The sequence below is a fragment of the Candidatus Poriferisodalis sp. genome, from assembly GCF_965204195.1.
Classification (GTDB): Bacteria; Actinomycetota; Acidimicrobiia; order Acidimicrobiales; family Poriferisodalaceae; genus Poriferisodalis.
In genome coordinates this window covers 3137822-3157367 of record NZ_OZ241975.1, presented here as the reverse complement: position 1 = coordinate 3157367, position 19546 = coordinate 3137822, and the positions used below count along the sequence as shown (strand labels likewise).

The window sequence follows — 19546 nt, the reverse complement described above, 5'->3', positions numbered from 1 at the left end:
TGCCCCGTCATCGACGCGACGTTGCTCCTAGCATTCGCCCCGACCGAATGCAGCAGTGAGCACGACGGAGTACGACGATGAAGATATCCATGGCGATCGGAGCGGGTGCGAGCTTGGACCCCAAGCGCCTTACCCAGCATGTAACCGATCTCGAAGCTGCCGGTGTCGACATGATCTGGGGCGGCGAGATCTACGGCTTCGACCTGGTGTCGACGCTGGCGTATGTGGCGGCCAAGACCGAGCGCATCCAGCTCATGACCGGCATCCTGCCCATCTATTCGCGCAGCCCTGCCATCATCGCCCAGACGGCGATGACCATCGACACGCTGTCCGAAGGCCGGTTCATCCTGGGCTTGGGAACCTCGGGACCACAGGTGATCGAGGGCTGGCACGGCGTGCCGTTCTCCAAGCCGATGGGACGGACCCGCGACGTCATCGAGATCTGCCGCAAGGTGTGGTCGGGCGACAAGGTTGTACACGACGGCAGTGCCGTCAGCCTGCCCTATGACGGGGGCACGGGCTTGGGCAAGCCGCTCAAGCTCATGGCCAAGCCGCACCGCCGCGACATCCCGATCGCGGTCGCATCGATCGGCCCGCGCAATGTGGAGATGACTGCCGAGCTCGCCGAGGTGTGGCAGCCCATCCACTTCCTTCCCGAGAAGTTCAACGACGTATGGGGTGATGCGCTGGCTGCAGGCGGCGCCAAGCGTGCCGACGACTTGACCGACCTGCAGATCGTGGCCGGCGGCACCGTGGCGATGGGTTCGGGTCCGATGGTCGACGCGGTCCGCAAGGGCGTGCGTGACAACGTGGGCTTCTACGTCGGCGGCATGGGCGCTCGCGACAAGAACTTCTACAACGACCTGTTCAAGCGCTACGGCTATGTGGACGAGGCCGAGAAGATCCAGGACCTGTTCTTGACCGGCAAGCGTGACGAGGCGTTCGCGGCGGTGCCCGACGACTACGTCGACCGTGCCAGCCTCACCGGCGACCCCGAGCGAGTGCGCGAACGCATCGAGGTGTATCGCTCGGTGGGCGTGAGCTACCTCGACATCACCATCCCGCCCGAGACCGAGAAGCCGCTCGACGTCATCTCCCAAGTCAAGGCCTGGGCCGAGTAGCGCGGCGCGGGCTGCTGATGGGTGGCGAAGCCGCGTCCAGCGCGCGCCTGAGCGCTCGTGAGCGGTTCCTGGCCGGCGCTGAAGCACTGGGCTTGACGCCGGAGATCCTGCGTTTCCCGGAGGGCACGCGTACTGCTGAGCAGGCGGCTGCGGCGGTCGGCTGCGAGCTCGGCCAGATCGTGAAGTCGCTGGTGTTCCTCTGCGATGGTCAGCCAGTGCTGGCGCTGACCTCCGGCGCGAACCGGGTCGATACGAAGCGGCTGGGCGAGCTGCTCAGCGGCAAGATCACCCGGGCCGATGCTGCGGGTGTGCGCGAGGCCACCGGCTACGCAATCGGCGGCACACCCCCGTTCGGCCACGCGCAGGTGCTGCAGGCTGTCGTGGACCGGGCGCTGCTGACATACGAGACGGTGTGGGCTGCCGCAGGTACGCCCGACACGGTTTTCGAGCTGACGCCCGGCGAACTCGTGGATGCGAGCGGCGCGGAGGTCGCTGACTTCGTCGCTGGCTGACTGCGATGGGCTCAGCCGTGCGCGCGCTCAGCCCGCGTGCTCGGGCTCTTCGCCGTGTTCGGGCTGCTCAGCGTGCTCGGGTTCAAGATCCTCGTCGTCGGCCTGCCCGATGTCGGGCAATTCGCCTTCGACCCGCAGGTTGGGGATGATGCGGTCGAGCCAGGCAGGCAGCCACCAGTTGCGAGCGCCGAGCAGTTCCATGGTGGAGGGCACGATCAGCATGCGCACGAGCGTCGCGTCGATGGCGATGGCCGTGGCGAGGCCCAGGCCGAACAGCTTGACGACCCGTTCTTCCTCCAGCACGAAGCTGCCGAAGACCACGATCATGATCGCTGCCGCTGCGGTGATGACCCGGGCCGTCGCGGCCAGCCCGTCGGCCACGGAGTTGACCGGATCGCCGGTGCGCTCGTATTCCTCCTTCATGCGCGAGAGCAGGAACACCTCGTAGTCCATCGACAGCCCGAACAACACGGCGAACAGCATCATCGGGATGAACGGCTCGATCGGCGCCGGCTGGATGCCGAGCACGCTGCCGAACCAGCCCCACTGGAACACGGCCACGAGTACCCCGTAGGACGCCCCGATGGACAGCATGTTCATGACGACCGCTTTGAGCGGCACCACCAGCGAGCGGAACACGGCCATCAACAGCAGGAACGACGCCCCGAGCACCGCTCCGAAGAAAACCCACATGCGTCCGGCCAGGTAGTCGCTGAAGTCGATCTGGAAGGCCACGGTGCCGCCGACCAGCGCGTCGACGCCGGTGCCGTCCATCGTCACCGGGATGACCTGATCGCGCAACGTGTGGACAAGCGTCTCGGTACCGCCGTCTTGGGGGCCGGTTACGGGCAGCACCCGGATCATCGCGGCCCCCCCGTCGGGGCTCGGGAACGGGGGAGAGGCAGCCACGACGCCATCGGTGCGGTTCAGCGCGTCGGTCAGCTCAAGTAGAGCGAGGAAATCCTGGCGTCCAGAGGTCTCAGCGACGATCAGCAGCGGGCCATTCGCTCCTGGGCCGAAGCCATCGGCGATGAGGTCATAGGCCTTGCGGGTCGTGCTGTCGGGCGGAAAGTTGCCCTCATCGGAAAAGCCCAGCCGCAATGCGAAGACTGGGGCGGCGGCCAAGACCAGCACGGCCGTGCCGCCGAGCGCAAACAGCCACGCTCGGCGCTGCACGACCCGGCTGAGCCGGTACCAAGCAGTGGCTCGCAGCGGCTTGGGCTGACGGTGGTGCAGGATCCGCCTCAACGGGTTGCGGGGGCCGCCGAACGCCCCTGCGAGCAGGACGGCGGCAGCCGCAGGCAGCCCGGCCAGCAGCGGGCGGATGCCGAGGCCGAAGCCCAGCAGCGCCACCGCCACCAGCGATGCGGCGAACATGCCGCGGACCCGGGTGGTCGTCATCCGGTTCCGCATCAACCCAAGCACGGCGGGCAGCACGGTCATCGAACCCGCCATCACGATCGCGACGGTGATGGCCGCCGACAGCCCCAATCCGGCCACGAAGGGCAGCCCCATGAGCAGCAGCCCCAGCAGCGACACGACCACGGTGGCCCCGGCGAAGACCACCGAACGGCCTGCAGAATCCAACGCTGCACCCACGGCGTCCAGCGGCCCGAAGCCATGGCGAACCCATTCTCGGTAGCGGTTGAGAATGATCAGCGCGTAGTCGATGCCCACGCCGAGCCCGATCATCACGCCGAGCGTCGGGGCAATGTCGGGCACGGTTACCACGTTGCTGAGGATCGTGATGGTGAGCGCGCCGATGCCCACGCCGATGAGCGCCGTTCCGACGGTCACGCCCATGGCCACCACCGAGCCCACGGCGGCAATCAGCACGAAGACCGCAAACGCGAGCCCGATGGCCTCGGTTTCGGGAGGCTCCTGGCCGGCGAGCCACGCGCCGCCGACCTCGATCTGGACGCCTGGGATGTCTCGCACGCCGCTGCGGTCGATGAGTTCGGTGATGTGTTCGCCGAGCCCACCGGCCTCGTCGATGTTGAACGAGCGGCTGATCTGGATCTCGGCAACGGCGATCTGGCCCGCATGCGGGCCCTGCTGGGCGATGAACTGGCGGCCTCCAGGCGCGTACGGGGAGTTGATCGTCACCTCGTCGATGGCGTCGACGGTGGCGAACAGTTCGGTGAGCGTCGAGCGCACGGCCGGGTCGTTCACTCCGGAGCTCGACCTGACCACGATCGAACCGCCGATGTTGGCTCCGATGTCGCCGAAGTGCGTCGACAGCACATCGGCGGCGCGGTCGCTCTCGGAATCGGGTGTGTTCAGCGCTGCGCCGAATGACGGTCCGACGAGTCCCGCCAGCAGTCCGGCTGTGACCGCGAGTGCCAGCCACGCGGCGAACACACGCCACGGGTTCCGGAAGCACCACTGACCGAGCGCGATGTACATGGTCGGCGTCCTTCCGTGGTGGCGAGCGTTGCGGTGGCGCAGTGTGAATGCTGGTGCCCGATACACGGCGCTCAGAGAGGGTCAGCCGGGCAAGTTACCGTCGCGGCGCGCAATGCGGTGCGCGCTCAGAGTTTCCCTCTACGTTTCCTGCCGATGGCATTGCCGTCACACGGCGCTGCAACACTTCGTGGCGAATGAACCGAGGAGGCAGCAGGTGGCTATGACCATGACGAGAACCGAGTTCGCGGCGCCGCGGCGCACGGCGAGGCGCCTGCGAGCGGCCGTGATGGCCGTCGTGATGCTCGCGGCCGTGCCGCTGGTTGCCACGCCATCGGGTGCCCAGGCCGGCGGCGATGGCGACGGCGATGCCACGCCCACGCTCATCTCTGCGGCTCCAGTGACGCTCACGATCCTGCACAACAACGATGGCGAGTCGAAGCTGCTGCCCGACGTCGAGTCGGGATTTCCGGGCGTCGCGAGGTTCGCAGCGGCCATGCGCGAGTTGCAGGTCGCTGCGACCGGTCCCGTGGTGACGCTCACCTCGGGCGACAACTTCCTGGCATCGCTGGAACTCGGCGTGTCGCTTGACCGCGACGGTCCGATGTACGACTCGGTCGCGCTCAGCGGCATCTACGACGCTATGGCCCTCGGCAACCACGATTTCGACTTCGGACCCGACGTGACAGCCCGCTTCATTGAGGGGTTCGACCCGCCGATCCCCTTCCTGAGCGCCAACATCGACGTCTCGGCCGAGCCGGCCTTGGCGGCCCTAGCCGAACGGGGATTGGTGGCGCCGTCGACGGTGATCGAGACCGGCGGCGAGCGCATCGGTGTGATCGGCGCGGTGACGCCGTGGCTCCCGAACATCTCCAGCCCGCGCAAGGTGGTGGTGAGTGCAGTGCTGGCCGCTGTGCAGGCCGAAGCTGATCGCCTGACCGCTGATGGCGTCAACAAGATCATCCTCGTCAGCCACCTGCAGGACCTGAGGGAAGAGGAGGCGCTGGTTGTCGGGCTCACCGGCGTGGACGTGATCATCGCCGGCGGCGGCGATGATCTCCTGGCGAACCCCGGCGACACCTGCCAGCCCGATGAGGAGCCGGTGGGGCCGTACCCGACGTGGGTCGACGATGCAGCGGACAGCCGGGTGCCGGTGGTGACTGCTCCCGGCGGCTACCGCTGCATCGGCAAGCTGGACGTGACCTTCGACGCCGACGGCAACGTCACCGCCGCGGTGGGCGCTTCGATCGGGATAGCGCTCGACCGCGATCCCGATGCCACGGTGCAGTCCGATGTGGTGGAGCCGCTGACTGCAGAGGTGGCCCTGGTGGGCAGCACCGCCCTCGGCACGAGCGACGTCGATCTCGAAGGCCGCAAGCCGGTCTTGCGCACCCAGTCCACCAACGTCGGCAGCCTGGTGGCTGACGCGTTGCGGGTGCGCGGCGCGCATCTCGCCCCTGGCTTCGGCGTGGCGGTCCCGCAGGTGGCGGTGACCAATGGCGGCGGGCTCCGCAACGACTCGGTCATCCCTGCGGGCACGGTGAGCGTGGGCACCACGTGGGACATCGCCCCGTTCAACAATGTGCTGGTGACGGCCGAGGTACCTCGCGCCACGCTGGCCGAGCTGCTCGAGCGGGCGCTGAGTGTCTTGCCGCGAGCGACGGGCCAGTTCCCGCATGTCTCGGGCATGACCGTCGTCTACGACCCCGACGCCGCGGGGCAGGGCATCGACCGTGACGGCGACTGCGCGCTCATCGAACCGGCCGGTGCGCGTCTGTGGGAGGTCACACTGGACGACGGCACGCAGATCGTGCGATTCGGCAACGTGGTCGACGGCGACCCGGTCTCTCTTGCGACTCTCGACTTCCTGGCGAACGGCGGCGACTGCTACCCGCTCGCCGACATCGCGTTCACCCGTCTGGGAGTCACCTACCAGCAGGCCCTGGCCGACTACATCGCCGAGGACCTGAATGGCTCGATCAACGCTGAGCAGTACCCCGTCGACGGCGGCAACCGCGTGATGGCGCAGGCGACCGAAGACGAACCTGACGACGAGGCCGCCGAGGACGACTACGTGCTCTACACGGTGCAACCCGGCGATTTCCTGTGGAACATCGCGGTGGCGCACCTGGGCCACGGAGCACGCTGGCCGGCCATCTTCGAAGCGAACCAGGGGCGCCCCCAAGCCGACGGCGGCGCGCTCACCGACCCGAACGTGATCCGAATCGGCTGGGTGCTGCGCATCCCGTCATAAGCCGACCGCTCAGGCGATCGATCAGCGACGGCGCGGGCGTCGACGCCGATTCAGGTGCCGGCGCTCGCGGCCAGGGTGTCCTCGGGCTGGGCTCTCGACTCGTCGGCGTCACCGCAGCCCAGCCCGTTGGTGGGGTGGCCCGGCTTGCCGGTTACGGCGACTTCAGGCTCGATCACCACGCTTCGTCCGGTGATCGCGGCCAGGAGCTCGCTGCGGTTCTGGGCGGTGAACAGCTCCACTGAGGTGTCGACACCGGGGGAGACGCGTGCGACCAGGCAGAGCTCGCCGTTCTGCGTCGGGGGCGGGCCGTCGCCTGCGACACGCACGCGGGTCACCACCTGACGATTCGAGCGGTCCAGGCCGATGGCGACGCGCAGCATGGCCGCCATCCACCGCACCCGATCCTTGTCAGCCCCATTCAGCGATGCGAACTCGACATGCTTGGACTTGGGCGCACTCTTGCGGTGGTAGCGGGCGACTTGGGCGATGATCTCGATCTCGCGTTCGGTGAAGCCGGTGAGGTGCTCGCTGTTGCGGATGATGTAGTAGCTGTGGCGGTGGTGGGCGCTGTGGGAGATGAAGATGCCCACGTTGTGCAGCAGCGAGGCCGCCTCGAACAGCTCCCGGTCCTCGTCGTCGAGCCCGTGCAGCGGGTACAGGCCATCGAATAGCTCGAGCGCCAGATCGGTGATGTGCTCGGCGTGACGGAGGTCCTCGTGGTAGCTGTTGGCCACATACATCACGCCCGAGCGCCGCAAGTCTTCCAAGCGGTGGAACGGATCCAGACCCGGCGCCGTGGCCCGGCGCAGCTGCTCGAACAGGATGCCCTCACGCAGTGCGTAGTCGGAGACCTCCATGCGCTTGATGCCCAGCAGCTTGAAGGTCTCGGCCAGCAGCAGCGCGCCTCCCACGATGATGTCGGCCCTTCGTTCTTCTAGCCCCTCGATGCCGAGACGGCGTGCGGGAGTCGAGGCATCGGCGAGGTCGCCTGTGAGCGATCGGAGCTCCTTGGCGGTGAACGACAGCCGTCCGGTGCGGCTGTCGCGGTCGCCGCGGCGGATGGCGCACATGCGTGCCAGTGCGGTGATGGTTCCCGACGAGCCCACTGCAGTCTCGAAGCCGAGCGCTGCGATCTCGGCGGGCAGGTGTCCGAGGAACGACCGGAGGTAGTTGCGGCACTCGCGCACGGAGCGCTTGCGTGTGCGGCCGTCGGGGAAGAAGCGATCGGTCAGCCGGATGGAGCCCAGCTTGAGGCTGCGCAACAGCAGCGGCTCGGCGCCGTCGCCGATGATGAACTCGGTGGAGCCGCCGCCGATGTCGATGATCAGGTGGCGCTTGTCGAGCAGCGGCACCGCCGCCAGCACGCCGAGGTGGATGAGCCGGGCCTCTTCGAACCCGGAGACCACCTCGATATCCACGCCCGCCTCGATGCGGGCGCGCTCGGTGAACTCGTTGCGGTTGTCGGCCTCGCGCACCGCGCTCGTGGCGACTGCGGTGATGCTCTGCGCGCCGGCATGGGAGGCGATTCGCTGCATCCGGCCGAGCGTCGCGATGCCTCGCTCGATGGCGTCGGGCTCGAGCACCTTCATGTCCTCGCCGCCCGAGCCGAGTCGCACCGGCTCGCGCTCTCGCGTCAGTACCTCGAAGTGGCCCTCGTCGTCAACGTCGGCGACGACGAGATGGAACGAATTCGTCCCGACGTCGATCGCCGCGATGACGCTCACGTGTCGCAACGCTAGAGGGCGAGCGCCCTGTCACCGAAGATGGCAGCAGATTGCGACGGATGGCAGGGGGCGGCTGCCCACTAGCGTTCCGCCGATGGCGACACACGCGACCCAGATCGTGCCCCGATTCGGCGAGCTGGACCCGTACAACCACGTCAACCATGCGGTGTATGTGTCGTACTTCGAGGCGGCCCGCTGCCTGGCGCTGGAATCCGCCGATCTTGCACTGCCGAACCTGTCAGATCAGAACGTCCAGATTGTGGTGACGAACCTGGAAGTGCGTTTCCGGGCGCCGGCGACCGCCCGCGACACGCTGCGCGTCGAAACCGAACTGGTCGAGCGCCGCCGTGCGAGCACGCGCTGGCAGCAGCGGATCATTCGCGAGTCTGACGACGCCGTGCTGGTGGAGGGTCATCTGACCGCAGCCATCTGCGACAACAGCGGCAAGCCCCGCCGACCGCCCCCAGATCTGATGGACAAGCTCGGTGCCCTCACCCCCGGTTAGGGGCTTGAGCCTGTAGGTGCGCCCGCTGCGGCGGCGTCAGAACCAGCTGCGACCAGCGATCCAGCCGGTCGCAACGTCGCAGAGTTCCCTGCCGCCTCCGCAGATATGGCATCTGCGTCCTAGACGACCGGGGACAATCCGCCGTCGATGTTGATTGCGGTGCCGGTGACGTAGCTGGCGGCGTCGCTGGCGAGGAACAGGGCCAAGTTGGCGAACTCTTGGGCGTTGCCCATGCGCCCTACGGGGATGCGATTCCCGATGGCCGCGGTGTAGTCCTCGAAGGCGGTGTCGTGACCCTCGCGTTCCCAGCGTGTCTGCCACTGGTGGGTCACCAGCAGTCCGGTGATGAGGGCATTCACCAGCACGCCGTCAGGGGCAAATTCTGACGCCAGCGCCTTGGTCATCGCCAGGCCGGCGGCACGACTCGCTGAGGTGGGGCACGTCTGCGCGCTCGCTGCCTTCGCACCGACGTTCAGCGAGTTGATGATGCGGCCCCAGCGCTGATCGCGCATGTGGGGAATGCAAAGTCGGCAGAGGCGTACTGCCGAGAAGAGCTTCAGATCGAGGTCGTCCTGCCAGTCGTCATCGTCGATGTCGAGAAATGGCTTTGCATTCGATGTCCCGGAGTTGTTCACGAGGATGTCGATCGGGCCGCAGGCCTCCACCGCCTCGGCGTAAGCCCGCGCAACCTCGTCGGCCCGCCGGACGTCGGCCGAAATGGCTGCGTGAGCCGCGCCAGGGTTTGCAGCTCGGAGTGCGCCGAGCGTGTCATCAAGCACCGCCTGGTCGCGGGCGACTACCGCCACCGCGGCACCTGCAGCCGCAAAGGTCTCGGCCATCGCCCGTCCCAGACCTCGGCTGCCCCCGGTGATCAGCGCTGTACGGCCGTCAAGTCTCAATTCCATACGCGCACCATATTTGTGGGCGCTGTCTCGCGCTCAATCTGGGCGCCGCTGACCACCGGGCCCGGTGCGCTGGGGCCAGTCGTGCGCGACCATGTGGCATGCGCACGGGACTGGTGACCGGCAAGGAACAGTTCGAGCTACGGGAGGTCGACGAGCCGACGCCCGGGCCGGGCGAGGCGCTGGTGGAGATCTCGCTCTGCGGGATCTGCGGCAGCGACGTGCATGCCTATGCCGAAGGCTGGCCCTATGCGCCGGGAATCTGCGGCCACGAGTGGGTCGGCAACGTGGTTGCCGTGGATGCCGATGTTCAGGTGGTGGGCATGGGCGACCGTGTCACGGGCGGGCTGGCACCGGGCTGCGGCCAGTGCCCGGAATGCCGCGCCGATCACCCCGCCTACTGCTCCACGGCGCGCTCGTACTACATGGGTCCGAAGGCGCCGGCCTCGGGCGGTTTCGCGCCGTTCATGGCGGCGAGCGCAGACCGACTGGTGCGCGTGCCCGACGAGCTCACCGACGACGACGCTGCGGTGATCGAGCCCGCCTCGGTTGCGTTGCACGCGGTGCGTCGCAGCCGAATGCGAGCGGGCGACGTGACGTGCGTCGTGGGCTGCGGACCGATCGGCCTGCTGGTCGCCCAGTGCGTTCGCCTCGCGGGAGCGGGGACGGTGATTGCAATCGAACCCGACGCCGACCGGCGACGCCTCGCGCTCGAAGTCGGGGCCGATATGGCTGTGGAACCCGGCGCAGAGATGCGCGAGGCGGTGAATGAGGCCACCGGCGGCTTGCGGGCCGACATCGCATTCGACTGCGCCGGCATCCCGCAGACGATCCAGCAGTCCGTGGACATGGTGCGCTACGGCGGCTCGATCTGCATTGTGGGCGTGACGGGCAGCGATGCGGTGATCCGGCCGAACCGCTGGCTGTTCAAGGAAGTCTCGGTGGACACGTCGCTGGCATTCACACTCGACGAGATGCGCGCCGCGGCTGGCTTCATCGCCGATGGCCGCATCAGCGTCGCCCCGCTGGTGCAGGGCACGATCACGCTCGATGAGCTGCCGCAGACGATTGACGATCTCGCGACGCGGCGCAATGCGGCGATCAAGCTGCTGGTCGATCCCACTGCCGGCTGAGTAATTCGGGATCTTCTTTTGGCTTCAACGGCAGGCACCCCGAACTCGGCCGTACGCTCTGTGCGGAACTCAGAGGCTGAGCCGGAGCGAGCAGCCAGAACGGGGGTCGCATGAGCTGGGAGCCTGAGATCGCTGAGCTGCGCCGCCGCGAAGCGTTCGCTGAGGCGCTGGGCGGGCCCGACAAGGTCGAGCGGCAGCACTTCTTCGGCAAGATGACCGTGCGCGAGCGCATCGATGCCATGGCGGACAAGGGCTCGTTCCACGAGATCGGCAAGACCGCCGGCGTCGCCGAGTACGACGATCACGGCAATCTCGTCCATCTGACGCCGTCCAACTTCATCTTCGGCCTCGCCCGTATCGACGATCGGCCTGTTGTCCTCTCGGGGGACGACTTCACCGTGCGCGGCGGCTCCTCTGACGCCACAATTCCCGAGAAGCGCAATGCGGCGGAGTCGATGGCGTACGAGATGCGGCTCCCGCACATTCGCCTAGTGGACGGCATGGGCGGAGGCGGCTCGGTCAAGTCCATCGAGATGGCAGGCCGCACGTACATTCCCGAACTGCGGGGCTGGGATGTCATCGTGAACCACCTCTCGGTGGCACCGTCGGTGTCGCTGGCACTGGGTTCGGTGGCGGGCATCGGCGCCGCACGGGTGGCCACGGCGCACTACTCGGTCATCGTGCGCGACACCGCGCAGATGATGATTGCCGGGCCGGCACTGGTCGAGCAGGCGTCGCTGGGCGATCACGGCAAGGAAGAACTCGGCCACGCCGACATCCATACGGCCAATGGCGCCATTGACGACGTGGTCGACAGCGAGGACGAGGCATTCGAGCGCGCACGTCGGTTCCTGTCGTACCTGCCTGCCAATGTGGACGAGCTGCCCGAGCGGGTGCTGAGCGGCGACAGCCCCCAGCGGCGCGACGACGATCTGATCTCGATCGTGCCCCGCGAGCCACGGCGCGTCTACAAGATGCGCTCGATCATCGAATCAGTCTGCGACCAGGGCAGCTTCTTCGAGATCGGCAGTCGCTGGGGGCGATCGATCATCACCGGCCTGGCACGCCTCGACGGCTGGCCAGTGGCGATCTTCGGCGAGGACCCCTACGTCTATGGCGGCGGCTGGACTGCGGACAGCTGCCGCAAGCTCATCCGCCTGCTCGACACCGCCTCCACGTTCCACCTGCCGGTGGTGCACCTCGCGGACTGCCCGGGCTTCCTGATCGGCAAGGAATCCGAGGAGAGCGGCACGATCCGGTTCGGCTCGGCGGCGCTGGCCGCACTGGGTCAGCTCACCGCGCCGTTCGCCTGTGTGGTCATCCGCAAGGCGTTCGGCGTGGCCGGCGCGGCCAACAACCAGCCGGGCGCCCGCAGCTTCCGGGTGGCATGGCCCTCGGGCGACTGGGGCTCGCTGCCCATCGAGGGCGGCCTCGAAGTGGCCTACAAGCAGGACCTGGCCGACAGCGACACGCCCGACGAGCTGCTCGAAGAGATCCGTGAGCGGCTCAACAGCGTGCGCTCGCCTCACCGCTCGGCAGAATTCTTCGAGATCGAGGAGATCATCGACCCCCGCGACACCCGCCCGGTGCTGTGCGAGTGGGTGGATCTGGCCCGCCGCTCACTCCGGCCCGGGCCGAGTACCTTCGGCTACCGGCCGTAGGCCGGGGCCGAAGCGACCAGCACAGGGGCTACCGGCCGTAGGCCGGGGCCGAAGCGACCAGCACAGGGGCTACCGGCTCTGAGCCAACCCTCCTGTCGCGTGGCAGACTCAGCGGCGAGCTGAGCTGAATCTCAAGCAGGGGAGCGCACACCATGGATCCCACCTACACCGACGAGGCCGACGACTACCGCGAGAAGATCCAGGCCTTCCTGGCCGAGCACCTGCCGGCCAACTGGGGTGGCATGGGTTCACTCGACGAAGAGGCCCGCGACCAGTTCGTCGAGGAATGGCGGGCGCTGCTGTCGGAGAATCAGCTGCTGGCCGTCTCATGGCCGGTCGAGTACGGCGGCGCCGGGCTCAGCGAGGTCGAGCGTGTCGTGATGGCCGAGGAGTTCGCCAAGGCTGGCGTCCCCGTCGGCGGCGACAACGACGGGTTCAGCATCACGATGGTCGGCAACGCCATCATCGAGTGCGGCACCGAGGAGCAGAAGCGCCATTTCCTGCCCAAGATCATCTCGGGCGAGCATCGCTGGTGCCAGGGCTACAGCGAGCCCGACAGCGGCTCAGACCTTGCCAACCTGGGCACACGCGCCGTGCTCGACGGCGACGAGTGGGTGATCAACGGCCAGAAGATCTGGACTTCCAGCGGCCACACCGCCAACTGGATCTTCGTGCTGTGCCGCACCAACCCCACCGAGGCAAAGCACCGCGGCATCTCGTTCCTGCTGGTGCCGGTTGATCAGCCCGGTGTGGAGATGCGCCCGATCATCAACATCAACAACCGGCACGACTTCAACGAGGTGTTCTTCACCGACGCCAAGACGGCGAAAGAGAACGTCGTCGGCGATGTGAACGACGGCTGGCGGGTCGCCAACGTGCTGCTCGGTTTCGAGCGCGGCCATGGCGCCACCACCGACGCGCTCCGCTTCCGCGACGAGCTCGACCGCATCACGGCTGTGGCCGTCGAGCGCGGCGCCACCGACGATCCACTCGTGCGCCAGGACCTCGCCCAAGCGCACGCCAAGGTCGAGATCATGAAATGGATGGGCCAGCGCAACGTCACCAACGTGCTCGCGGGCAAGGCCCCTGGGCCCGAGTCATCGCTGCACAAGCTGCTGTGGAGCGAGTATCACCACTGGATCACTGAGTTCTCGATGGACCTGCTCGGCATGGAGGCAACGGCGCCCAGCGGGCATCCAGCGGTGAACGGCATCAATACCGACGCCGTCGGGGCGGACTTCTCCTCGCTGGCGTGGGTGCAGACGTTCATGGGTGCGAGGCCCGGGACGATCTACGCGGGCACCTCGGAGGTGCAGCGCAACATCGTCGGCGACCGCGTGCTCGGGCTGCCGCGTGAACCGCGTGCCGACGGCGGCCCGTGGAACCAGATCGGCAAGAGCTAGGCCGGGCGGAACGAGACCTGCACGAACGAGGCGCGCACGCGCACTCACCTACGACTGAAGGGGACTGATCATGGAACTGCGACTGGATGGCAAGACGGCGCTGGTGACCGGCGGCTCGGCCGGCATCGGCAAGGGCATCGCGAAGTCGTTCGCCGATGCGGGCGCGAACGTGATGATCACGAGCCGCAAGGCCGAGAAGTGCGAGGCGGCAGTGGCCGACCTGGCCGAGAGCGCCAGCGGCGAGGTGAGCTACATCGCGTCCCACATCGGGCACCTCGAAGAGGCCGAGCGGGTGATGGACGGCACAATCGAGCGCTACGGGTCGCTGGACATTTTGGTCAACAACGCAGCCACGAACCCATGGGCAGGCCCGATGATGGACTGCGACATCCCCCGGCTCGACAAGACCTACGAGGTGAACCTGCGCGCACCGCTGCAGTGGTCGCAGGTTGCTTGGGACAAGTGGATGGGCACCCATGGCGGTTCAGTCATCAACATCGCTTCGGTAGGCGGGCATCACACGTCCGAAGCGCTGGGCGTCTACTGCATGTTCAAGGACGCTCTCATGCACATGACCCGCCAGCTTGCGGCGGAGATGGGGCCGAAGGTGCGGGTGAACTGCATCGCGCCGGGGCTGATCCGCACCGATTTCGCTCGTGTGCTCTGGGATGGACCCCGCGGGAAGATGATCGCCGACCAGTTGCCGCTCAAGCGGCTCGGCGAACCGTCCGACATCGGCGAGGCTGCGCTGTTCCTGTCGGCTGCCGGCTCGTGGATGACCGGCCATGTGATGGACATCGACGGCGGCGAGTGCGTGAAGATCTCCGGAGAGCTGCCGCTCGAAGAGGGCTGAGCCGGGCTGCCGGTCAGAGGGCGTCGGCGAACCCAGGCAACGTCGCGAGCCAGTCGATGACCTGTTGCGGGTCCTCGACCATGGCGTTGTGACCGACGCCTGCGAACACAAACGGCGTCGTGACGCCTGCCGCCAGCGGCTTCGATGACGCTGCTGCGGCCAGATCGTGGTGGTGGTCGACAGCGACCAGCGGATCATGCTCGCCCAGCGCCATCACCACCGGGCACTTGGCCGCCGCGAGCAGGCCCGTCATGTCAGGCGGGCCGACTTCGACGGTGGCAGGGTCTTGGGCCACGCACCAGCCCGGCGCCGGTCCGGGCGGGTCGATGCGCATCGGCTCGCCGTCGTCGGTGAAGCGCAGCTCGGTGTCGGTGCGCATGACGCCGGCGTCGATCGCCTCTTCGATGCGCTCATCGTCGGGAGCGATCACGCCGTGCAGGCCCGCCAGCTTCATGAACCATTCGACGGCGTCGGCACGGTCGGGGAACTCCCGCGGCGGTCGGCTGGCCAAGTCGTCGATTCGGCCGATCTCCTCGTCGGACCAGCGCAGCTTCACCCCGATGGTTGCAGCAGCCAGCGGCGGTGCCCCGAACCAGCCCGACGCCAATGCCAGGCCCACGATGCCGCCCATCGAATGACCGAGCACCACATACGGGTCGTCGGCGTATTCGTCCGCCAGCATCTCGGCGACGTCGGCCGCCATGGCACCGAATGAGTACCGGCCGCGCCACTCCGCGCCGCCGTGCCCTCGCAGGTCGGGTGCCACGATGGCGCCGTCCCACGGAAGCGAGCCGATGAGCGGGTCCCAGACGAACTGGTTGGCACCGAGCCCGTGCAGCAGAACCAGCACTGGGGGATCTGCCGTTGCGCTCACCGGGGGCGCTCGCCGTAGTCGCCGTGGGGTGCGTCGCGTTCGGCGATCACTTGGCGGAAACCCTTCGTCTCGAAGTCCTCCACCCAGCGGTAGGCCTCCTCGGTGTGGCGTGTCACGCCGTCGAAGAACGTGCCGAGCAGCTGGCTGGTGCGCAAGCCCATGTTCTCGTAGGCCTGGTTGACCAGCAGCTTGTTGAGCGCGAGCTGGTTGGCGGGGATGTGCGCCAGCCGACGGGCGAACGCCTCGACCCGCTCGCCGAGTTCGTCGGGCGGGTGCACGTAGGCGACGAGACCGATGCGGTGGGCAGTCTCCGCATCGATGGCATCGCCCGACAGCAGGAACTGCTTGGCGTGCTCGAGGCCCAGCCGGTACACCCACATCATCGTGGTGGGCGTGCCGTAGATGCGCGACGGCGCGTAGCCGATATGGGCGTCATCGGCCATGAACAGCAGGTCGCAGCACAGGATCATGTCGGTGGCCCCGCCGATCGCCCAGCCGTGGATCTGGCCCAGCACCGGCTTGGGGCACTCCCAGATCTTCATGAACCGCTTGACGTTGTGGCCCATGAACTGCCAGTCGCGCACCGGGTCCCAGGCGCCCTCGCGGGGCTTGGGGCCGGGGGCGCCATAGGGGCTGCCCCAGGAGTCGTACAGCTCTTCGGCGCTGGCTGTGTCATTCCCGTGGCTGCCGCCACGGGTGCCGCCGCCGGGGTTGAGGTCGTAGCCCGCCGTGAGCGTGGGGCCGTTGCCCCGGATGACGATCGAGCGGACGTTGCGGGAGGCCGTCGCCCGGTCGATGCCGTCTGCCACCCCGGCAATGACGCTCTCAGTCAGCGTGTTCATGCGCTCCGGCCGATTCAGCGTGATGAACGCGACCGTGTCGACCTCGTCGTACAGCACCACCGCCTCGCCGCCCGTATTGCCCGCCCCGTCCGCCGTCCCGCCGACAGCACTGCCCGCATCCATGCCGCGGACGCTACTTGTGCAGCACCCAACCAGTAGGCCGCTGTCGTCATTCGGGCGACTGACGGCCGAAACGGTCAGGCCCGATATGATTGCAATGCAATCATCCGCGAGAAGCCGCAGGTATCGGGAGTCGCAGCGTTGGCAAGCATCACGATTCGTAACCTCGACGAGCACGTCAAGACCGGGCTGCGAACGCGCGCGGCGGTTCATGGCTGCTCAATGGAGGAGGAGGCCCGCCGGATCCTCCGCTCTGCCGTCGAGGCCGACGTCGTGCCTGCGGATCTCGTGGCGTCGATTCGCGCACGCGTCGAGCCGCTCGGCGGGGTGGAGCTGGTGCTGCCTCCGCGCGAGCCGGTGCGTGAGCCACCAGTGTTCAGCTAGACGGCGATGTTCATTCTGGACACGAACGTCGTGTCGGAGTTGTTGCGTCCCATTGCCGAGCCGTCGGTGGTGGGGTGGGTTGCCGCTCGGGACGCTTCGCATCTGTTCCTGACTGCCGTGACCGAGGCAGAGCTTCGCTTTGGTGTGGAGATCATGCCGGCCGGGGCACGCCGGGATGCTGTCGGTGAAGCCATAGACGCGCTGTTGCGCGAGGACTTCGCCGGTCGAATCCTGCCCTTCGACAGCCCGGCCGCAGTCGCGTACGCCGAGTTCGCCGCAGCGCGGAGAGCAGCTGGCCGTCCGGCGGCGCACGCGGATGCCCAGATCGCTGCCATCGCATCTGTGCACCGCATGTCGGTGGTCACGCGCAACGTTGGCGACTTCGCTGGCGCGGGCCTCGACATCGTCAATCCGTGGTCGGCAGGCGAGGGCGACGTCGCAAGGCCGTGACGGTACGAAGCGGGTGCCGTCCGGCTGTGGGTCCCAATCCCGCTGGTCACGGCACTCGCTGCCGGGTCGTGGGTGTTCGGTCGCATGCGCTTGGAACTGCAGATCGATGACGGTGGCTTCACGGCCCGTGTGCGACCGTCTCCCCGCACCGTGAGGGCGATTCCTCATATGCGCGGAATGTGCGACCCCGGCGCAGCCGGCATGTGTCTGTCCGCGGTCTGCCGCGTGTAGTGTCGCCCGCGTCCATGGACGACAAGGGCGAACGACAAGGGCATGAATGATGACTGAACCAGCACGTACCCCGACCCGAACCGCACGCATGTTCGGGGGGGGGGGGGGGGGGGGGTAGACGTTCCGCCCTCAAACTGACGCTGGCCGCAGCGGCCAGCATGCTCATGCTCAGCACCGCGCTCACGTTGACCGCCCAGCCGGCCGCGGCGCAGACACCATCTTGGTCCGCCACGCTGGCGGCGCAGACGCTGGACAATGGAGCTGGCTGCCTGAACGGGATAACGGACGCCGAGTGCAGCGACACGGACAACCTGTCGGAAGACGACTTCACGTTGGGAGGCAACGCCTGGTCGATTACCCAGATCGTGTACAGGTCAGCCCACAACGACATCGTTGTATCTTTCAACCGCAGCGTGGTGACCGCGCTGGACAGCTACAAGTTCTGCGTCGGCGCGACCGCCCATGCGTTTTCCTCGGCCACGCATCCGGCCAACGACGAGACGGCTGAGTTTGACACCACCGCCAGCTGGTCCGGCGGCCGCGGCGCGGTGCTCAGCATCGTGGCCAGCGGCGCATCCTGCCCCCAGCCGGTCTCGATCGGCCGCCAGGGCAGCATGTCTGTTGACGGGTTCCACCCAATGGGACCCGGGCGCATGAAGATCGCCGAGGGCGCATCGATCACCTACGGCATCGTGCTCCACCAGCCGCCGACCGCGGATCTGATCATCGCGCCGCGGCATCACAACGTCCGGCCGGACGGCAGTGATTACCCCAATGTCGACAACGGTCTGTTAACGATCCACAACTCGGTCACTTGGAAGGCCGCTCCGCATCCCAATTACTTGAGCGGGGACTGGCAGCGGTCCAAGTCGGTCCGGCTCACCGCGGTGGACGACAACGTGTGCAAGTCTCCGCCCGGCACCCGGTACTGGATCAGGCACCACGGCATCGGCGGCGGTCCCGACTGGGGAGGCTGGGACCGCCAGGACCGGCACCATGGCCTGGTGGTGTCGATCGAGATCATCGACGACGACTGCCGCTTTTTGGCTCCTTCCCCGGGCTCCGTGTGGCTGGAGGAGGGCGCCAGCGCGACCTACACCGTCCGCCTGAAGACGCCGCTGGAGGACGCCGCGTACATTTCCCCGCGCGTCAGCGCCGCCGGCGACAGCGACATCGACGCGATCACGGTCTCTCCCGAGCGGATCTGGGTCGAGGCGGGAGACACGAGCCCGAAGACGTTCACGGTCAGCGCCGGAAAGGACGCGGACTCCCGTGCCGAGGTCCTGCACGTCGACCACAGCGTCGACTCGCCGGAGGTCCCGCCGGATTACCTGGGCGCCCGGGTGACCGTCGTTGTCATGGACGAACAGAGCGCGCAGAACGCGGCGAGGCACCAAGAGCGCGACCCGCTGACCGTGACCGGGCTCGCGCTCACGGCCGGTTCGGGAGCGGTGGCGCTGAGCCCGGCCTTCTCGACCGATGTGACGTCGTACCGGGCGGAGGTCCCGGCGGGGACGACGAGCGTGACGCTGGCGCCGCACTGGAGCGGCGGGGAGAGCGTGCACGCGGGCTCGCGCCAGGGCGCGACGACCTTCACGCGCCCGGCGCGGGTGCGGCCCTCGGGCACGACGGTCGATCTGGCCCTCGCGCCCGACGGCGGCGCGACCGAGCTGTACGTCATGGTCAGCGGTTCCGGCGGCACGACCACCTACAGCATCGAGGTGACCGAGGCGCGCCCCGAGCCGAAGATCGTCACCGTCCCCGACGACGACGCCCCCGAACCACAACAGCAACAACAGCCACAGCAGCAAATCCCCGAACAACAACAACCAGAGCAGCAGCAGCAGACCGCGGACCCGGTGGAGACGCCCGGCCCGGTGGTCGGCCTGCAACTGACGGCCAAGCGCAACAAGGTCATCGTCACCTGGGAGGCCCCGGCCTCCGGCGACACGCCCGACCGCTACATCGCGCACATCAAGAACACCGACACCGGCAAGGGCAAGAACCGCAATATCGCGGCGGGCAAGACGACCACCACCTTCGGCAACCTCACGCCCGGCGCGACCTACCGGGTCTGGGTGCGAGCCCAGAACGAAGCCGGCAAAGGCGAGCGCATCCACGCCCGCATCACCCTGCCGACCGAGGCCGAGTAACAGGCCGCGCAGCCGGAACCC

The 19546-nt window shown here is 67.8% G+C and carries 16 protein-coding genes; 11 read left to right on the top strand and 5 right to left on the bottom strand.

Annotated features, from left to right (window positions below; all coding sequences use genetic code 11):
• Positions 1-77 precede the first annotated feature (77 nt).
• Both ACOGI8_RS14145 and ACOGI8_RS14140 read left to right on the top strand, forming a co-directional pair.
• The gene (locus ACOGI8_RS14145) at positions 78-1121 is read left to right on the top strand and encodes an LLM class F420-dependent oxidoreductase (protein ID WP_419854432.1); all 1044 of its coding nucleotides are present in this window, start codon (positions 78-80) and stop codon (positions 1119-1121) included.
• 17 nt (positions 1122-1138) lie between these two features.
• On the top strand, positions 1139-1633 hold the full coding sequence (locus tag ACOGI8_RS14140; protein ID WP_419854431.1) for a YbaK/EbsC family protein: 495 nt from the start codon (positions 1139-1141) through the stop codon (positions 1631-1633).
• Positions 1634-1660: 27 nt separating this feature from the next.
• Here ACOGI8_RS14140 and ACOGI8_RS14135 read toward each other — a convergent pair whose 3' ends face one another.
• Entirely contained in the window at positions 1661-4039 is a 2379-nt protein-coding gene (locus ACOGI8_RS14135) for an MMPL family transporter (RefSeq protein WP_419854430.1), read from the bottom strand.
• Between the two features lie 220 nt (positions 4040-4259).
• On the opposite strand from ACOGI8_RS14135, the gene ACOGI8_RS14130 reads away from it, so the two are divergent.
• Positions 4260-6290, top strand: coding sequence for a 5'-nucleotidase C-terminal domain-containing protein (locus ACOGI8_RS14130; RefSeq protein WP_419856418.1), 2031 nt, complete (start codon positions 4260-4262; stop codon positions 6288-6290).
• A gap of 50 nt (positions 6291-6340) precedes the next feature.
• On the opposite strand, the gene ACOGI8_RS14125 is transcribed toward ACOGI8_RS14130, so the two are convergent.
• Positions 6341-8014 carry a Ppx/GppA phosphatase family protein gene (locus ACOGI8_RS14125; RefSeq protein WP_419854429.1) on the bottom strand — a complete coding sequence of 558 codons (1674 nt, stop codon included), beginning with the start codon at positions 8012-8014 and terminating at the stop codon, positions 6341-6343.
• A gap of 94 nt (positions 8015-8108) precedes the next feature.
• Here ACOGI8_RS14125 and ACOGI8_RS14120 point away from each other — a divergent pair, with 94 nt between their 5' ends.
• Complete coding sequence (locus ACOGI8_RS14120; protein ID WP_419854428.1) at positions 8109-8519, top strand: acyl-CoA thioesterase; 411 nt, start codon at positions 8109-8111, stop codon at positions 8517-8519.
• 119 nt (positions 8520-8638) lie between these two features.
• On the opposite strand, the gene ACOGI8_RS14115 is transcribed toward ACOGI8_RS14120, so the two are convergent.
• Entirely contained in the window at positions 8639-9424 is a 786-nt protein-coding gene (locus ACOGI8_RS14115; RefSeq protein ID WP_419854427.1) for an SDR family NAD(P)-dependent oxidoreductase, read from the bottom strand.
• A 98-nt stretch (positions 9425-9522) separates the two neighbouring features.
• On the opposite strand from ACOGI8_RS14115, the gene ACOGI8_RS14110 reads away from it, so the two are divergent.
• From ACOGI8_RS14110 to ACOGI8_RS14095, 4 genes are all read left to right on the top strand, one after another.
• Positions 9523-10554: a zinc-dependent alcohol dehydrogenase gene (locus ACOGI8_RS14110; RefSeq protein ID WP_419854426.1), complete on the top strand. Its 1032-nt coding sequence runs from the start codon at positions 9523-9525 to the stop codon at positions 10552-10554.
• A 110-nt stretch (positions 10555-10664) separates the two neighbouring features.
• Positions 10665-12215, top strand: coding sequence for an acyl-CoA carboxylase subunit beta (locus ACOGI8_RS14105; RefSeq protein ID WP_419854425.1), 1551 nt, complete (start codon positions 10665-10667; stop codon positions 12213-12215).
• A gap of 152 nt (positions 12216-12367) precedes the next feature.
• On the top strand, positions 12368-13618 hold the full coding sequence (locus tag ACOGI8_RS14100) for an acyl-CoA dehydrogenase family protein (protein WP_419854424.1): 1251 nt from the start codon (positions 12368-12370) through the stop codon (positions 13616-13618).
• A 70-nt stretch (positions 13619-13688) separates the two neighbouring features.
• On the top strand, positions 13689-14471 hold the full coding sequence (locus ACOGI8_RS14095) for an SDR family oxidoreductase (RefSeq protein ID WP_419854423.1): 783 nt from the start codon (positions 13689-13691) through the stop codon (positions 14469-14471).
• Between the two features lie 13 nt (positions 14472-14484).
• On the opposite strand, the gene ACOGI8_RS14090 is transcribed toward ACOGI8_RS14095, so the two are convergent.
• Both ACOGI8_RS14090 and ACOGI8_RS14085 read right to left on the bottom strand, forming a co-directional pair.
• The gene (locus tag ACOGI8_RS14090) at positions 14485-15345 is read right to left on the bottom strand and encodes an alpha/beta fold hydrolase (RefSeq protein WP_419854422.1); all 861 of its coding nucleotides are present in this window, start codon (positions 15343-15345) and stop codon (positions 14485-14487) included.
• Positions 15342-16310 carry a crotonase/enoyl-CoA hydratase family protein gene (locus ACOGI8_RS14085; RefSeq protein WP_419854421.1) on the bottom strand — a complete coding sequence of 323 codons (969 nt, stop codon included), beginning with the start codon at positions 16308-16310 and terminating at the stop codon, positions 15342-15344. The genes ACOGI8_RS14090 and ACOGI8_RS14085 overlap by 4 nt, the downstream gene beginning before the upstream one ends.
• Positions 16311-16448: 138 nt before the next feature.
• On the opposite strand from ACOGI8_RS14085, the gene ACOGI8_RS14080 reads away from it, so the two are divergent.
• The 3 genes from ACOGI8_RS14080 to ACOGI8_RS14070 all read left to right on the top strand — a co-directional run bounded on the left by ACOGI8_RS14080 (position 16449) and on the right by ACOGI8_RS14070 (position 19525).
• Positions 16449-16691 (top strand): FitA-like ribbon-helix-helix domain-containing protein, encoded by a 243-nt coding sequence (locus ACOGI8_RS14080; protein ID WP_419854420.1) that lies wholly within the window; start codon positions 16449-16451, stop codon positions 16689-16691.
• Positions 16692-16697: 6 nt separating this feature from the next.
• The gene (locus ACOGI8_RS14075) at positions 16698-17141 is read left to right on the top strand and encodes a PIN domain-containing protein (RefSeq protein WP_419854419.1); all 444 of its coding nucleotides are present in this window, start codon (positions 16698-16700) and stop codon (positions 17139-17141) included.
• Between the two features lie 389 nt (positions 17142-17530).
• Entirely contained in the window at positions 17531-19525 is a 1995-nt protein-coding gene (locus ACOGI8_RS14070) for a fibronectin type III domain-containing protein (RefSeq protein ID WP_419854418.1), read from the top strand.
• Positions 19526-19546: the final 21 nt, after the last annotated feature.